The following is a 13,708-nucleotide window of genomic DNA, read 5'->3' as shown; positions in this document are numbered from 1 at the left end:
TGGCCCTCAAGCGGAATTTCGCTCCACCCAGTTACGCGGGTCCACACCCGGCATGCTCGGCCGTCCGGCGTCGACGAGCTGATGTTCGCGCCGCGAGACGAGTTTGTAAATCGGGGCGCTCGGCCCGGCCAGGGTGCCGCGCAGCACCGGAGGCACCACCGGCGGCGCAAGATGCGCGGTGCGCACGGCCTGCGCGAGCGCCCGATACGCGATCTGCTCGGCGCGCCCCCAGCCCATCCCGTACATCTGCCGGATCCGCGGCGGCAGGCTGCCCTGCACCAGCAGAAAGAACGCGGACGTGACCTGGTGCAGCGGCATCCGCTGCGGATACGGCACGCGCTGCCCGGCCAGGTAGGAGCCGACCAGCCGCGCCTCGTCGGTGAGGAACAGTTCGTCGGAGGCGAGGTAGGCGTCGAAGGACGCGCGGAACTCGGGGTAACTCGCCGGCGCCGCTTCGACGGGCATGCCGAACAACTCGGCCCAGCGCACGTAGTCCTGGTACAGGCCTTCGCGCTCGCCATCGGTCATGGGGCGGACCAGCAGGTCGTACATCACCTCGGCGGAGTCGAAGGTGAACGCCATCGTCATGTACATCAGGTGCGGGTCCAGCGCGGAGTATCCGGTGCCCGCGGGATGGTGCGCCCCCGCGTCCTCGGGCAGCGTGCCGCGCACCCTGGCGTGCTTCTTCGTGGTGAACGCCAGCGCCCGATCTGCCTCGGCCTTGCTGCCGAGGAACACCGCCTCGAACAGGTGGCCGGTGAGCGAGAGCCTGGTGTACGGGGTCATCCGGTGCTCGGTGTTCTCCGCGGTGCCGACGTAGAGCAGCGGATTAACAGCACCGACGACCAGGGCGCGCTGGCCGTAGGTCAGGCCGACCGCGCGCTTGCTCATCACCCGCCGGGCCATCGAGTGGTCGCTGAAGTAGCCGGGCTCGGACATCACTGCCTCCTCGTCGAGAGCATCTGGCAATAGCATCCGCCAGATTCGCGATTCTGGCAATACTCTCTGCCAGAATTGTGCCGTGCCAGAATCGGACTTGTGACTACATCGCGAAGCGATTCCGTGGGGGGTGGTGGCCGGGCGGCGGGTGAGCCTACATCGCGAAGCGATTCCGTGAGGGGTGGTGGCCGGGCGACGGGTGGGCCCAGCGATTCCGGGACAGCGCAGCGGACATACGGCGGGGTGTCCGCGGCAGAACGCCGGGCGCAACGGCGCGCGGCACTGCTGGAGGCGGCGCTGGAGATCATCGGCACCCAGGGGCTCGCCAAGCTGACCGTGTCGGGACTGTGTGCCCAGGCCGGGCTCAACGAGCGGTACTACTACGAGAGCTTCGACAGTCGCGATGCGGTGCTGACCGCGCTCATCGACACGATCGCCGAGGAGCTCGCGCTGGTGATCGTCGCGGCGGTCGGCACCGCGCCGAAGGACTCCAGGAGTACCGCGCGTGCCGCGATCGCCGCGGGCATCCACCTGCTCACCGACGACCCGCGCAAGGCCAAGGTCGCTCTGGTCGCCGGCATGGCGACACCGGAGTTGCGCGCCCGCACCACCGAAACCGTCCGGGTGTTCGCGCGGATGGTCGCGGCCGAGGGCATCGACTTCTACGGGATCGACGACCCAGACTCGGATCCGGCGATCGACTTCCGGGCCAACTACCTCGTCGGCGGCCTGGTGCAGACCCTCACCGCCTGGCTACAGGGCGAGCTGCCGATGACCCGCGACGAGCTGATCGAGCACACCACCGACGTGTTCGTCCTGCTCGGCGAGGATCTGGCGCGCCGATTGGCGTGACGCCGCGCCCAGGTCAGAGTTCCAGCGAAACGTCCTGCAAACCCGTCGTTTCACCTTGCAGGACAACGCGAAACGCGACGCCCTTGCGCGCCCAGTGGTCGGCACAGTCGCGCATCGCCTCGGCGAACCAGGCCCGCTCGGCCGGCTCGTCGGCCAGCAGGTGGTCCGAATCACGGAGCACGACAACGTATCCCGCACCCTCGCCGACGAAATCGTCCAGGTCACGCAGGCATTCGTCGAAGGCGTCCTTGTTCTCGCCGAAGTAGTACGGGAACTGGAGGGCGGCGGCGACCTCGTCGAACACCCGCGCGACGGTCTGCATCTTCGCGCCGCGTAGTTCGCGGACCAGGTAACCGGACGGCGCGCGGTAGCGCAGTCCGCTCAGTTCGGCGGCGTCGACGGTGACCGCGCCGAGGGCGGGCGCGGCCACCTGCTGTGCCCGCGAGGCGACCTCGATCGGTCGAGACAAGAACTGCGACAACGGCATTACCTTGGACATCAGCGCATCCTCGTGAAGGTCTCGTAATGGTCTCCGGTGTACCAGGCCGATCCGTCGCTGCCGGTGACGATGCGTTCGGCATCCCTGGACCGGCCGCGCTGCTTGGGATTGACGTCCCACTCCTGGTAGGTGATCGCTTTGCCCGCAGTATCTTTGGCGGCCAGCGTGCCCGCGCGGTTCATCCAGCGGTCGCCGCCCTTGGTGCCCGGCGCGTTCGCCGAATCAGGCCAGCGGCCCGCGTCGATTTCGCGCAGAGTGGTGTAGGCGCGGTCGGGAATTCCCGGTGCGCGACTGGCCGGCGCCTCCGCGGGCCGTGGCGTGCCCGCGGCGGGCGCACTGCTGGTGGGCCGGGCCGTTGTCGATGTGGCGGTGTCGCTGCCACCATCGCGCAGGCCGAGCACCGCGACGACGATCAACGCGAGTACCACCGCGCCCAGACCCGCCAGCGCGCGAACGGCCTTCGGCGACAAGTTCATCGGTACTGCACCGTGACCGGCGCGTGATCGGACCAGCGCTGGTCGTAGGCGGCGGCGCGGTCCACCACGGCCTGTTTGGCGCGCGTCGCGAGGTCGCCGCGGGCGAGTTGGTAGTCGATGCGCCAGCCGGTGTCGTTGTCGAATGCGCGGCCGCGATAGGACCACCAGCTGTACGGGCCGTCGACCTCCGGATGCAGCTTGCGCACCACATCGACGTAGCCCGCGGCGAGCAGCTCATCGATCCAGGCCCGCTCCTCCGGCAGGAAACCGGCGGACTTCAAGTTGCCTTTCCAATTCTTCAGGTCCCGCTCGGTGTGCGCGATGTTCCAGTCGCCGCTCACCACGAAGTCACCGGCGCGTGCGGTGAGGTAGGCGCCGAGTTCGGCCAGGTACCGGTACTTTTCGTCCTGGCGCGGCGTACCCGCGTCACCGGAGTGCACGTACACACTGGCGACGGTGACATCACCGAAGTCCGCCTCGAGATAGCGGCCGGACGCGCCGAACTCGCTGCTGCCGAAGCCGATTCGGACCGCGTCCGGTGCCCGGCGGGACAGGATCGCGACGCCTGCTCTGCCCTTGGACTCCGGCTCCGCATGCGCCAGGCACCAGCCCTCGGCCAGCGCGGGCGCGAGCGCCGCGCTGGTCTGCTCGTCGGTGGCCCTCGTCTCCTGGACGCAGACGATGTCGGCCTCCGTGGCGGCGAGCCAGGCCAGCATGCCTTTGCCCGCGGCCGCGCGGACCCCATTTACGTTCACAGTCGAAATGATGTAGGCCACCGGACGACCGTACAATGCTGGTCAGATGAACTCCCTCGGACACCGCCGTCCAGGAAAGAGTGATGACATGTCGTCCGACACCCCCAAGTCCCCCGCCGCCGCGCAACGCGCCACCAGCGCCGCCCGCAAGCCGGTCACCACCAAGCCCGTATCGGAGCTGCCCAAGGCCGTCAAGGCCCTGCATCTCGGCTCCGGTGACCCGCTGCTCCTGTTGCACGGCTTCATGATGTCGCCACACTGCTGGGAGCAGACCGCGGCGCGGCTCGCGAGCCAGTGCGAGGTGTACGCGCCCGCCTTCGCGGGGCACTGGGGCGGCGAGCGGGTGGACGGCTGGTCGGTCGACGTGCACCTGCTGGCCGACCGCATCGAGGATCAGCTCGACGACCTCGGCTGGCGCACCTGCCACATCGCGGGCAACTCGCTCGGTGGCTGGGTCGGTGTCGAACTCGCCAGGCGCGGCCGGGCCCGCACGCTCACCCTCGTCGCACCGGCGGGTGGCTGGCACACGCCGTCGCTCACCTCGCTGCGCACCAATCTGAAGTTCCTGTCGCTGGTCCCGATCGTCGAAATCGGCAAGCGCCTCGGCGGTTTCGCGGTCAACAACCCGATCGCCCAGCGCTTCGCACTGCTGTGGTTGAGCAAGAACGCCGCCGCGGTCTCCCGGCGCGACACCGCGGCCGCCATCATGGCCGCGCTGCACTGCCCGTCCATGCTGCCGTTCGTCGTGAGCAGCATGCGCGGTCCCGGGCAGGCCGACCTGTCCACCCTGGAGACGCCGGTCCGGTTACTGCTCTCCGAGTACGACCGCGTCATCCCCAACCGCGTCTATGCCCGCCGCTACCTGAAGGAACTTCCCGAGTCGGCCGACCGCATCGTCGTCCACGGCGTCGGGCACGTGCCCATGCTCGAGGCGCCGGACCGCATCGCGACCCTCATCGCCGAGCACGTCTACGCCAGTCGCAACCGCCTTCGCGCGGTCTGAGGCACGGGATATCCACAGGTCAGGAAGTTATCCACAGATCGGCAATAGGCCTCGATCCGGTCTGATCGGCGGCCTACTGTTCGAGGCATGGGGAGCACACCAGTAGATCGCGTGGTGCATCAACTTCGCGGCGACGTCGACGGGCTGTACGAGCTGGCCAACAACACCAACCGCGAGGTCAAGAGTACGAACGGCCTAGCGCGTGGTGTCGACCAACGGCTGCGCCGATTGGAGAAGACCAGCGGACGCCGGTTCGGCCTACTACTGGTCACACAACGACAGCACGGACATCGCCTGGAAGGCATGGAGTCCAGCTTCGAAGACGTTGCGGCACAGCTGAACCAGATCGGAACAGTGATGAGCCGGCACTCGGAGATCCTCGACGAGACGGTGAGCCGGCTGGCAACGCTCGAAGTCGTGGTGGGCGGTGTGGCAGGGCGGACAAACGTCCTGACCGACCGAGTGGACGGCCTCTCAGGTGGAATCGACAGCCTGACAGGGCAAATGGACGGCCTCACGGAAGGCGTCGATGGCCTGGCCGGGCAGGTGGATGGGCTCACGGAACGGGTGGATGGCCTGGCACAGCAGATGGACGCTTTCACAGACCGCGTAGACGGTCTGACCGGACGAATGGACACCTTCACCGGACAGGTCGACGGCCTCACCGGACGAATCGACGCCTTCACCGGACAGGTCGACGGCCTCACCGGACGAATCGACGCCTTCACCGGACAGGTCGACGGCCTCACCGGACGAATGGACGCCTTCACCGGACAGGTCGACGGCCTCACCGGGCGAATCGACGCCTTCACAGAACGGGTCGATGGCCTGGCGGAGCAGATGTACGCTTTCACAGACCGCGTAGACGGTCTGACTGGACGAATGGACACCTTCACAGAACGAGTCGACGGCCTCACCGGCCAAATCGACTTCCTCACAGTCGGAATGGACGGCCTGACGGGGCGATTCGACACTCTCGCAGAAGGCGTCGATGGTGTGACAGTGCGAGTGAGCCGCCTCGAAGATCAGATGGTTCAGCTGACGGCGGCGGTGCACCAGAACTCGGTGACGCTCGACCTGGTGGTCGAGCTACTGCGGAAGCAGCAATTGGTGCCGCATGAGGTCGAGGGGTAGCTGGTGGGCAGGACAGGACGTCGGTCTGCCGATGGGCGCTCGGCTGGTTGCCGGCACAGTGCGAAGGCCTCGGCACTGGCCCACCTGGAATGGAAGGGGTGCGTCGGGCATCGGGTTCGGCCGATCCGCAACGGTGACAACTCGACTCGGTTGGCGCCGCCGGGTGGGTGAGCTCAGGATGCGACGTCGGTCTGCTTGCTAGCGCTGCGGGGAAATCCCAGCAATAGTCGGCAGACCTCGTCGGGCACATCGAGTTGTGGGCAGTGGCCGACACCGGGGAGTGCGACGAACTCGCTGCCGGGCAGCAATGCGTGCAGGGCGCGGCCGGCGGACACCGGGATGATGCGGTCTTCGGTGCCGTGGACGATGAGGACGGGGCAGGTGAGGACGAGATCGGTGTGGCCGGCCGGGTGTTCGCGGGCGTAGCGGACGGCATCACGACCACGGGCGGCGACGGCGGCCATGTCGGGAACCGAACGTACTGCGGAGGTGAGGAATTCGGGATCGGCGACAATTTTTGGACCATAGACGAACAGCGCTACCGCGCGCCGTACCGCCCAGCGCACCAGGGCGGTCGGGATCGGCAGCGACCCGACCAGACGAAAGAACCGCCGGTATTCGCGCAGCCGCCCCACCCGCGCCAGCCAGTGGCGGGCCAGCAGTGGCTCGTCGAGGGTGACCACCGCGGTGACCGCACCACCTGGATGCCGTGCGGCAGCATGCAAAGCGGTTGCCGCACCGAGAGAGTTACCCACCAGGATCAACGGACCGTGCTCCGCGATGATCGCATCCACGAAGGCATCGAACTGCGGGGTCAACGGCCCCGGCCCCCGCTGGTCCGCCAGCCCGAAGCCGGGAAGGTCGACGGCGAACGCCGCACGGCCCGCCGCCGTCAGGCCGGCGAGGACACCGCGCCAGGTGTCCGCGCTGTCGGCGTAACCGTGCAACAGCAGGATCGGCGTGCCGGTCCCCGATACGGAAAGTACCCGGGTGCCGACATCGTTGTAGCGGGCGGTGGTTTCAGTGATCATCCGCCGGTCACCCCTTACGAGCACGCACCCACGCAAGGTGCGAAGGACTAACGGCGTTTCGAAGGCAGGACAAGAAATCCCGGGCGCGCACGCCGTTGTAGCGCACCCGGGACTCGGTGAAAACCGTTACGCCAGCAGACCCTTGGCGATGTGCGTCACCTGGATCTCATTGCTGCCCGCGTAGATCATCAGCGACTTGGCATCGCGGGCAAGCTGTTCCACGCGGTACTCGGTCATGTACCCGTTGCCGCCGAACAGCTGCACCGCTTCCATCGCGACCTCGGTGGCCGCCTCGGACGCGTAGAGCTTCATGGCCGACGCCTCGGCGAGCGTCGGCGGTTTACCGGCGCGACCCCGCTCCAGCGTGTTGAACACCATGTTCTGCACGTTGATCCGGGCGATCTCCATCTTGGCCAGCTTGAGCTGAACGAGCTGGAAGCGACCGATCTCCTGGCCCCAGAGCTTGCGATTCTTGGCGTAATCCAGGCAGAGCCGGTGACATTCGTTGATGATGCCCAGCGCCATGAAGGCCACGCCGACGCGTTCGGCGGTGAAGCTGGACCGGGCGCTCTCCCGGCCGTCGCCGCCCTTGTGCTCCTCGGTCTCGCCGAGCAGCCGGTCCTTGCCGAGGCGGACATTGTCGAAGAACAGCTCGCCGGTGGGCGAGGCGTGCAGGCCCATCTTCTTGAACGGCTTGCCCTGGGTGAGCCCCTCCATGCCCTTGTCGAGGACGAAGGTGAGCACCTTGCGCTCGCGCTTGTCGCCGCCGTCGCCCTCGTCGAGCTTGGCGTAGACGATCATCACGTCCGCGAACGGACCGTTGGTGATGAAGGTCTTCTGCCCGTTCAACAGGTAGTCGTCACCGTCGCGCCGGACATAGGTCTTCATGCCACCGAACGCGTCGGAACCCGAGTCGGGCTCGGTGATCGCCCACGCCGCAACCTTTTTCATGGTCACGATGTCGGCGAGCCAACGCTCCTTCTGGGCCAGCGTGCCGCGCGACATGATGGTGGTGGCGCCGAGACCGAGGCTGACACCCATCGCGGTGACCAACCCCATGCAGACACCGGACAGTTCGCCGACCAGCACCGCCATCAGCGATTCCTGCCCCGCGAACGGACTGCCACCGGAAGACTTTTCCCGCTTCTTCTCCGGCAACGGCTCGCCGGCCGCGATGGCGTCCTCTTTGGCACGCTGTTTGGCGAGTAGCTTCTGCACGGCCTCGCCGCCCATGGCGTCGATCCCGAACTCGCTGAACATCTTCCGGATAATCGGATACGGCGACAGTTCGCCGCTGTCCAGCGCGTCCAGGTTGGGCCGGATTTCCTTGTCGATGAAGGTCCGCACGGCATCGCGGATCATTACATCGGTCTCGGACCACTCGAACATCGTTGTTCTCCTACTCTCGCCCGTACGTCACGGTAGCCGTGCGGAGATGTCGTCGATCAGCCACGGTCCGTCGGTCTCGATCGTCTTCACATCGTGCCAACCGGCCAGCTCGGAGATGGCCCCGCCCTGCACCGCGAACACCTTGCCGGTGATCGGGCACTTGTCCGAGGCCAGGTAGGCCACCAGCGGCGAGATATTGGCCGGACTGAACGCGTCGAACTCGCCCTCTTCGATCTCGTCCGCCTCGGCCGCCATCATGGCGCCCATGCCGGGCGTGGCCAGGGTGAGACGGGTGCGCGCGATCGGCGCGATGGCGTTGACCCGCACCCCGTAGCGGGCCAGTTCGTCGGCCGCGACCAGGGTGAGCGCGGCAATCCCCGCCTTGGCCGCGCCGTAGTTGGCCTGGCCTGCGTTCGGCACCGTGGTTCCGGAGGCGGAGGCGGTGTTGATCACCGCGGCGTTCGGCTGATTGCCCGCCTTGCTCTGGTCTTTCCAGTAGGCGGCGGCGTGGTGCAGCACGGCGGCGTGCCCCTTGAGATGCACCGCGATCACCGCGTCCCACTGCGCCTCGTCCATGCCCGCGATGAACGCGTCGCGCAGGATGCCCGCGTTGTTGACCACGATGTCGAGGCCACCGAGCTCGGCAATAGCCTGGTCGACAACGTTCTTCGCGCCGTCCCAGGTGGCGATGTCGGCGGTGTTGGCGATCGCCTTGCCGCCGGCGGCGATGATCTCGTCGGCGACTTCTTGCGCGGGGGTGATGTCGGTGCCCTCACCCTCGTTGCTGCCGCCGAGGTCGTTCACGACCACGGCCGCGCCCTCCCGGGCGAACAGCAAGGCGTGCTCGCGGCCGATGCCACGACCCGCACCGGTGATGACGGCTACTCGACCTTCGAGTGCACCCATCGATGTCTCCTCTTCCTGAAGTCTGTGCTGAATATTGCGGCGGGATATCGGCTTTCGCCGTCAGTCGGCTATCTCAGCGAGTCCGTCGCTGAGCACCACGTCTTCGCCGCGCACGGTCTCGAAGGCGTAGGTCGTGACGCCGTCCGCCGAGCCGACCTTCCAGATTCGGGTCTCCAGGTCGTCACCGGGGAAGACCATCTTGGCGAAGCGCACCGCGAATCGCTTGAGCCGGTTGACATCCGACGCACCGACCTCGGCGAGCACCGCCCAGGACGCGAACGCCATGGTGCACAGCCCGTGCGCGATGATGCCGGGCAGCCCGGCATCCTTGGCGACCTGGTCGTCCAGGTGCAGCGGCACCGGATCGCCGGAAGCCGGTGAGTAACGGAAGGTTTGGTCGTCGTCGACGTGCTGCGGGACGACGGCCACCGGCGGTTGCGCGCGCAGGTTCTCATCGAACTTGTGCGCCGGGGCCGCCTCGCCCACCGTCTTGCCCGCGTCGATATTGCGGAAGAACGCGGTCAGATACTGCTCGTTGACCAGTTCCCCGTCCTCGGTGCGGCATTCGATGAGGATGGTGATGGCCGTGCCGTTGGACCGGCTGGTGTAGCCGGTCGCCTTGGCGCGCGAGACCAGCTTGTCGCCCGGCTGGATGGCTCGGTGGAAGTGGAAGTCCTGCTCGCCGTGCACGACCCGGCCGAAGATGTCCATCGGCGCGACCTCGATCACCGGCATCATCATCGCCTCGAAGACGGGGACGATCGCGAAGACCGGTGAGGCGACCTTGCCCGCGAGGTGCGCCTCGATCGGATCGTTGGTGGCGGCGGCATATTCGCCGATCCGCGCACCGGTCACCTCGAACGTCTCGTCGTCACACCAGGTTTCGAGGCCGGTGTCGTCGAACTCGACCAACCGCGCCGCAGTGGTCTCCGAAGTCATGCCGAGGCCAGCGCGTCGAGCTGCTCGAGCGACTTGTCCAGCTGCTTGAGGCCGTCCTTCTCCACCGCCTTGCCGAGCGCGCCCTTGATCAGCGCGCCCTCGAAGTCGCCGGAGACCAGGATGGTGCTGCCGCCGTCGCCCTTGGGCTGGATGTCGAAGGTGAATTCGGTCTTCACCCCGGCCATTCCGGTGCCGCCGAGGGTCAGCTTGGTCGGCTGCTGCACGGACACGACGGTCCACTCCAGCTTGTTCGCCATGCCGAGCATGACGATCTTGGCGACCAGCTTCGCGCCCTCGGTCAGCACGGCGGGCGGCTCCTCCATGAAGCGCTCGTGGATGGTGAACCACTTGTCCCAGGTGTTCGGGTCGGAGACGACCGTCCAGAGCGCCTCGGGGGTGGCGTTGACGTCCTTGGCGGCTTCGATGTGTCCCATGAGATGACTCCTCGTCGAGTGTCGTTGTGCGAGTTCGGTGCGGTTGACGCGGTGCTCAGCGGTCGGCGCGCTGGTAGGCGGTCACGACCGCCGCGCCGCCGAGGCCGATGTTGTGCTGCAGGCAGGCGGTGACGTTGTCGACCTGACGCTTGTCGGCGGTGCCGCGCAGTTGCCAGGTGAGCTCGGAGCATTGCGCCAGACCCGTCGCACCCAGCGGATGCCCCTTGGAGATGAGGCCGCCGGAGGGGTTCACCACCCACTTGCCGCCGTAGGTGGTCAGGTTGTCGTCGACCAGCTTTCCGGCTTCGCCCTCGCCGCACAGGCCGAGCGCCTCGTAGGTCAGCAGCTCGTTCGCCGAGAAGCAGTCGTGCAGCTCGATGGCCTGGAAGTCCTCCGGGCCGAGGCCGGACTGCTGGTACACCTTTTGCGCGGCATGGACGGTCATGTCGTAGCCGACCAGGTTCTTGGCGGTCTCGTCGAAGGTGGACTTGAAGTCGGTGGTCATCGCCTGCCCGACGATCTCGACCGCCTGGGCGGCCAGGTTGTGCTTGTCCACGAAGGCTTCGCTGGCGAGGATCACCGCGCCGGAGCCGTCGGAGGTGGGCGAGCACTGCAGCTTGGTGAGCGGGTCGTAGATCATCCGCGAGCCGAGGATGTCGTCCATCGAGTACTCGTCCTGGAACTGCGAATACGGGTTGTTCACCGAGTGCTTGTGGTTCTTGTAGCCGATCTTGGCGAAGTGCTCGGCGGTGGTGCCGTACCGCTTCATGTGCTCGCGACCGGCCGCGCCGAACATCCACGGCGCCACCGGGAAGAGCACCTCGGAGATCTCGGCGAGGGCCATGATGTGCCTGGCCATCGGCTGCTCGCGGTCGTCCCAGGTGGAGCCGAGCGAGCCGGGCTGCATCTTCTCGAAGCCGAGCGCCAGCGTGCAGTCGGCGAGCCCGCCCCGGATCGACTGTGCCGCAAGGTAGAGCGCGGTCGAGCCGGTGGAACAGTTGTTGTTGACGTTGACCACCGGGATGCCGGTCATGCCCAGCTCGTAGACCGCGCGCTGGCCGGAGGTGGATTCGCCGTAGACGTAACCGACGTAGGCCTGCTCGACCAGGTCGTAGGCGATGCCCGCGTCGGCGAGCGCCTTGGTCCCCGACTCCCGCGCCATGTCCGGGTAGTCCCAATCGGTGCCGTCTTCGTTCTTGCGGCGGCCCGGCTTCTCGAACTTCGTCATGCCGACGCCGACGACGTAAACCCTGTTCGCCATCGAACTCCTCACGTTGGTGCCTGCCCGGCGTGCTCCGCCGGGAACCGCCCGCAGGCGGCGTGACCGATCCGTCCGGATCCAGCTGAAACAAACATACAGAGATGTATGTAAGTACGCAAGGCGGTCAGCGTTACCGGAAGTTGCGGATATCGAATAGCCAGGTGGTAACGCCCGGCCGCCGACATACAGCCGAACGGGTAAGTCTTGCCAGTTCAGGCTGGTACGCATGCCTTTCCGGCGACCCGCGCGCGACGTTCACCGCATTGCTGTGACGTGACTCACTGCCCTCGATGACGTAACAGCCGCGTAATCGTTCGGAAATTCCCCGTCCACAACCGTGTACGACCGTCGAACGGTTGCTGTTGTTGATGCGGGGATGAGGAGTAAACGTGGTCGAGCTCGATACCCGATCGTCGAATGCGGACGGGATCGCCGCGGCGAAGGAAACACTCGAGGACTACACCCTGCGGTTCGCGCCACGGAGTTACCGGAAATGGAGCCCGGCCGTCGTCGGGATCTCCGCCCTCGGTGGCATCGCCTACCTGGCGGACTTCGCCATCGGCGCGAATATCGGTATCGCGCACGGCACCGGAAACGCATTGCTCGGAATCGGTTTCTTCGCGATCGTGGTGATGCTGACCGGATTTCCGCTCGCCTATTACGCGGCGCGCTACAACCTCGATCTCGACTTGATCACGCGCGGTAGCGGATTCGGTTATTACGGCTCGGTGCTCACCAATGTCGTGTTCGCCTCGTTCACCTTCATCTTCTTCGCGCTGGAGGGGTCGATCATGGCCCAGGGGCTGGAACTCGGCCTCGGCGTGCCGCTGTGGCTCGGCTATCTCGTATCGACGGTGCTGATCTTCCCGCTGGTCATCTACGGCATGAATACCCTGGCCACCCTGCAGGTCTGGACGACCCCGCTGTGGCTGCTGCTGATGGTGCTGCCGTTCGGGTTCCTGCTGGTGCGCCACCCCGACTCGGTGTCGTCGTTCTTCGCCTACGGCGGCGAGAACGGTTCCGGGGTAAGCATTTCCGGCACGCTGCTGGCCGCCGGCGTGTGCTTGTCGCTGATCGCGCAGATCGCCGAGCAGATCGACTACCTGCGTTTCATGCCGCCGCGCACGCCGGAGAACGCCCGCAAGTGGTGGGGCTGGATGCTGCTCGCCGGACCGGGCTGGGTGGTGTTCGGCGCGCTCAAGCAGGTGGTCGGGCTGTTCCTCGCGGTGTATCTGATCGCGAATCTGCCTGCCGCGCAGGGCATCGCGAACCAGCCGGTGCACCAGTTCCTGGAGATCTACCGGGACATGGTGCCGGGTTGGCTGGCCATGACGCTGGCTGTGGTGCTCGTGGTGATCAGCCAGATCAAGATCAATGTCACCAATGCGTACTCGGGATCGCTGGCCTGGACCAACTCCTACACCCGGGTCACCAAGTCCTACCCCGGCCGGCTGATCTTCCTCGCGGTGAACCTGGTGATCGCGCTGATCCTGATGGAAGCCAACATGTTCGACTTCCTCAACAACATCCTGGGCTTCTACGCCAACTGCGGCATCGCCTGGATCGTCACCGTCGCCACGGATATCGCGGTCAACAAGTACCTGCTGAAGATCTCGCCGAAGCAGCCGGAGTTCCGCCGCGGCATGCTCTACGACTTCAACCCGGTGGGCCTGGTCGGCTTCGGGCTCTCGGCGGTGCTGTCGATCATGACGTTCTTCGGCCTCTTCGGTGACCTGCTCAAGCCGTACTCACCGATCGTCGCGCTGGTGGTCGCGTTCGTCGCTACCCCGCTCACCGCGCTCGCCACCAAGGGCAAGTACTACCTGCGCCGCAGCGACGACGGCATCGACCTGCCGATGTACGACGAGCACGGCAACCCCTCCGGGGAAACCCTCACCTGCCACGTCACCGGCCTGGAATTCGAACGCCCGGACATGATCGCCTCGGCGCTCCCCGGCCCCGAGGGTGAAATCCAGTACATCAGCTCGCTGGCGCTGTCGACCGACAAGCAGGGTCACCACCTGCTCCCCCACCAGCACTGATCGCCGAGCAGAGACATGGCCGCGCAGGCCGCCGCCATGTCCCTGCGC

14 protein-coding genes are annotated in these 13,708 nt (G+C 66.6%); 4 read left to right on the top strand and 10 right to left on the bottom strand.

Annotated features, from left to right (window positions below):
- Positions 1 to 6: 6 nt before the first annotated feature.
- Positions 7 to 939 carry an oxygenase MpaB family protein gene (locus IBX18_RS14515; RefSeq protein WP_194834174.1) on the bottom strand — a complete coding sequence of 311 codons (933 nt, stop codon included), beginning with the start codon at positions 937 to 939 and terminating at the stop codon, positions 7 to 9.
- 243 nt (positions 940 to 1,182) lie between these two features.
- Between IBX18_RS14515 and IBX18_RS14510 the strand changes: the two genes are divergently transcribed.
- The gene (locus IBX18_RS14510) at positions 1,183 to 1,791 is read left to right on the top strand and encodes a TetR/AcrR family transcriptional regulator (RefSeq protein WP_306796264.1); all 609 of its coding nucleotides are present in this window, start codon (positions 1,183 to 1,185) and stop codon (positions 1,789 to 1,791) included.
- Between the two features lie 13 nt (positions 1,792 to 1,804).
- Here the strand turns inward: IBX18_RS14510 and IBX18_RS14505 are convergent, their stop codons facing one another.
- The 3 genes from IBX18_RS14505 to IBX18_RS14495 are packed head-to-tail and all read right to left on the bottom strand — an operon-like array spanning position 1,805 to position 3,482.
- A complete protein-coding gene (locus IBX18_RS14505; RefSeq protein ID WP_194834172.1) occupies positions 1,805 to 2,290 on the bottom strand; it encodes a barstar family protein in 486 nt (161 codons plus the stop codon).
- A complete protein-coding gene (locus tag IBX18_RS14500) occupies positions 2,290 to 2,766 on the bottom strand; it encodes a ribonuclease domain-containing protein (protein WP_194834171.1) in 477 nt (158 codons plus the stop codon). The genes IBX18_RS14505 and IBX18_RS14500 overlap by 1 nt, the downstream gene beginning before the upstream one ends.
- Positions 2,763 to 3,482 (bottom strand): exodeoxyribonuclease III, encoded by a 720-nt coding sequence (locus IBX18_RS14495; RefSeq protein WP_373889192.1) that lies wholly within the window; start codon positions 3,480 to 3,482, stop codon positions 2,763 to 2,765. Before IBX18_RS14495 ends, IBX18_RS14500 begins: the two co-directional genes overlap by 4 nt.
- 127 nt (positions 3,483 to 3,609) lie before the next feature.
- Between IBX18_RS14495 and IBX18_RS14490 the strand changes: the two genes are divergently transcribed.
- Both IBX18_RS14490 and IBX18_RS14485 read left to right on the top strand, forming a co-directional pair.
- Positions 3,610 to 4,524 carry an alpha/beta fold hydrolase gene (locus tag IBX18_RS14490; protein WP_194834169.1) on the top strand — a complete coding sequence of 305 codons (915 nt, stop codon included), beginning with the start codon at positions 3,610 to 3,612 and terminating at the stop codon, positions 4,522 to 4,524.
- Positions 4,525 to 4,611: 87 nt separating this feature from the next.
- Positions 4,612 to 5,658, top strand: coding sequence for a hypothetical protein (locus IBX18_RS14485; RefSeq protein ID WP_194834168.1), 1,047 nt, complete (start codon positions 4,612 to 4,614; stop codon positions 5,656 to 5,658).
- A gap of 173 nt (positions 5,659 to 5,831) precedes the next feature.
- Here IBX18_RS14485 and IBX18_RS14480 read toward each other — a convergent pair whose 3' ends face one another.
- From IBX18_RS14480 to IBX18_RS14455, 6 genes are all read right to left on the bottom strand, one after another.
- Positions 5,832 to 6,689 carry an alpha/beta fold hydrolase gene (locus IBX18_RS14480; RefSeq protein ID WP_194834167.1) on the bottom strand — a complete coding sequence of 286 codons (858 nt, stop codon included), beginning with the start codon at positions 6,687 to 6,689 and terminating at the stop codon, positions 5,832 to 5,834.
- A gap of 126 nt (positions 6,690 to 6,815) precedes the next feature.
- Positions 6,816 to 8,078 (bottom strand): acyl-CoA dehydrogenase family protein, encoded by a 1,263-nt coding sequence (locus IBX18_RS14475; RefSeq protein WP_194834166.1) that lies wholly within the window; start codon positions 8,076 to 8,078, stop codon positions 6,816 to 6,818.
- Positions 8,079 to 8,105: 27 nt separating this feature from the next.
- Positions 8,106 to 8,984 (bottom strand): SDR family oxidoreductase, encoded by an 879-nt coding sequence (locus tag IBX18_RS14470; RefSeq protein ID WP_194834165.1) that lies wholly within the window; start codon positions 8,982 to 8,984, stop codon positions 8,106 to 8,108.
- Between the two features lie 60 nt (positions 8,985 to 9,044).
- Positions 9,045 to 9,923 carry a MaoC/PaaZ C-terminal domain-containing protein gene (locus IBX18_RS14465; protein WP_194834164.1) on the bottom strand — a complete coding sequence of 293 codons (879 nt, stop codon included), beginning with the start codon at positions 9,921 to 9,923 and terminating at the stop codon, positions 9,045 to 9,047.
- Positions 9,920 to 10,357: an SRPBCC family protein gene (locus tag IBX18_RS14460; protein WP_194834163.1), complete on the bottom strand. Its 438-nt coding sequence runs from the start codon at positions 10,355 to 10,357 to the stop codon at positions 9,920 to 9,922. The genes IBX18_RS14465 and IBX18_RS14460 overlap by 4 nt, the downstream gene beginning before the upstream one ends.
- A gap of 55 nt (positions 10,358 to 10,412) precedes the next feature.
- Complete coding sequence (locus IBX18_RS14455; protein WP_194834162.1) at positions 10,413 to 11,618, bottom strand: lipid-transfer protein; 1,206 nt, start codon at positions 11,616 to 11,618, stop codon at positions 10,413 to 10,415.
- Positions 11,619 to 12,007: 389 nt separating this feature from the next.
- Here IBX18_RS14455 and IBX18_RS14450 point away from each other — a divergent pair, with 389 nt between their 5' ends.
- Positions 12,008 to 13,660: a cytosine permease gene (locus tag IBX18_RS14450; RefSeq protein WP_194834161.1), complete on the top strand. Its 1,653-nt coding sequence runs from the start codon at positions 12,008 to 12,010 to the stop codon at positions 13,658 to 13,660.
- Positions 13,661 to 13,708: the final 48 nt, after the last annotated feature.

Origin of the sequence: Nocardia sp. XZ_19_369, assembly GCF_015355715.1 — a bacterium.
Taxonomy (GTDB): Bacteria; Actinomycetota; Actinomycetes; order Mycobacteriales; family Mycobacteriaceae; genus Nocardia.
Note: the sequence above shows the minus strand (reverse complement) of the source record. Positions and strands in the feature narration are given on the sequence as shown.

Bases quoted from the DNA above. Each gene is read 5' to 3' on its own strand.
- IBX18_RS14515 (WP_194834174.1), bottom strand. From the start codon at position 939: ATGTCCGAGCCCGGCTACTTCAGCGACCACTCGATGGCCCGGCGGGTG.
- IBX18_RS14505 (WP_194834172.1), bottom strand. From the start codon at position 2,290: ATGTCCAAGGTAATGCCGTTGTCGCAGTTCTTGTCTCGACCGATCGAG.
- IBX18_RS14500 (WP_194834171.1), bottom strand. From the start codon at position 2,766: ATGAACTTGTCGCCGAAGGCCGTTCGCGCGCTGGCGGGTCTGGGCGCG.
- IBX18_RS14495 (WP_373889192.1), bottom strand. From the start codon at position 3,482: ATGCTGGCCTGGCTCGCCGCCACGGAGGCCGACATCGTCTGCGTCCAG.
- IBX18_RS14490 (WP_194834169.1), top strand. From the start codon at position 3,610: ATGTCGTCCGACACCCCCAAGTCCCCCGCCGCCGCGCAACGCGCCACC.
- IBX18_RS14485 (WP_194834168.1), top strand. From the start codon at position 4,612: ATGGGGAGCACACCAGTAGATCGCGTGGTGCATCAACTTCGCGGCGAC.
- IBX18_RS14480 (WP_194834167.1), bottom strand. From the start codon at position 6,689: ATGATCACTGAAACCACCGCCCGCTACAACGATGTCGGCACCCGGGTA.
- IBX18_RS14475 (WP_194834166.1), bottom strand. From the start codon at position 8,078: ATGTTCGAGTGGTCCGAGACCGATGTAATGATCCGCGATGCCGTGCGG.
- IBX18_RS14470 (WP_194834165.1), bottom strand. From the start codon at position 8,984: ATGGGTGCACTCGAAGGTCGAGTAGCCGTCATCACCGGTGCGGGTCGT.
- IBX18_RS14465 (WP_194834164.1), bottom strand. From the start codon at position 9,923: ATGACTTCGGAGACCACTGCGGCGCGGTTGGTCGAGTTCGACGACACC.
- IBX18_RS14460 (WP_194834163.1), bottom strand. From the start codon at position 10,357: ATGGGACACATCGAAGCCGCCAAGGACGTCAACGCCACCCCCGAGGCG.
- IBX18_RS14455 (WP_194834162.1), bottom strand. From the start codon at position 11,618: ATGGCGAACAGGGTTTACGTCGTCGGCGTCGGCATGACGAAGTTCGAG.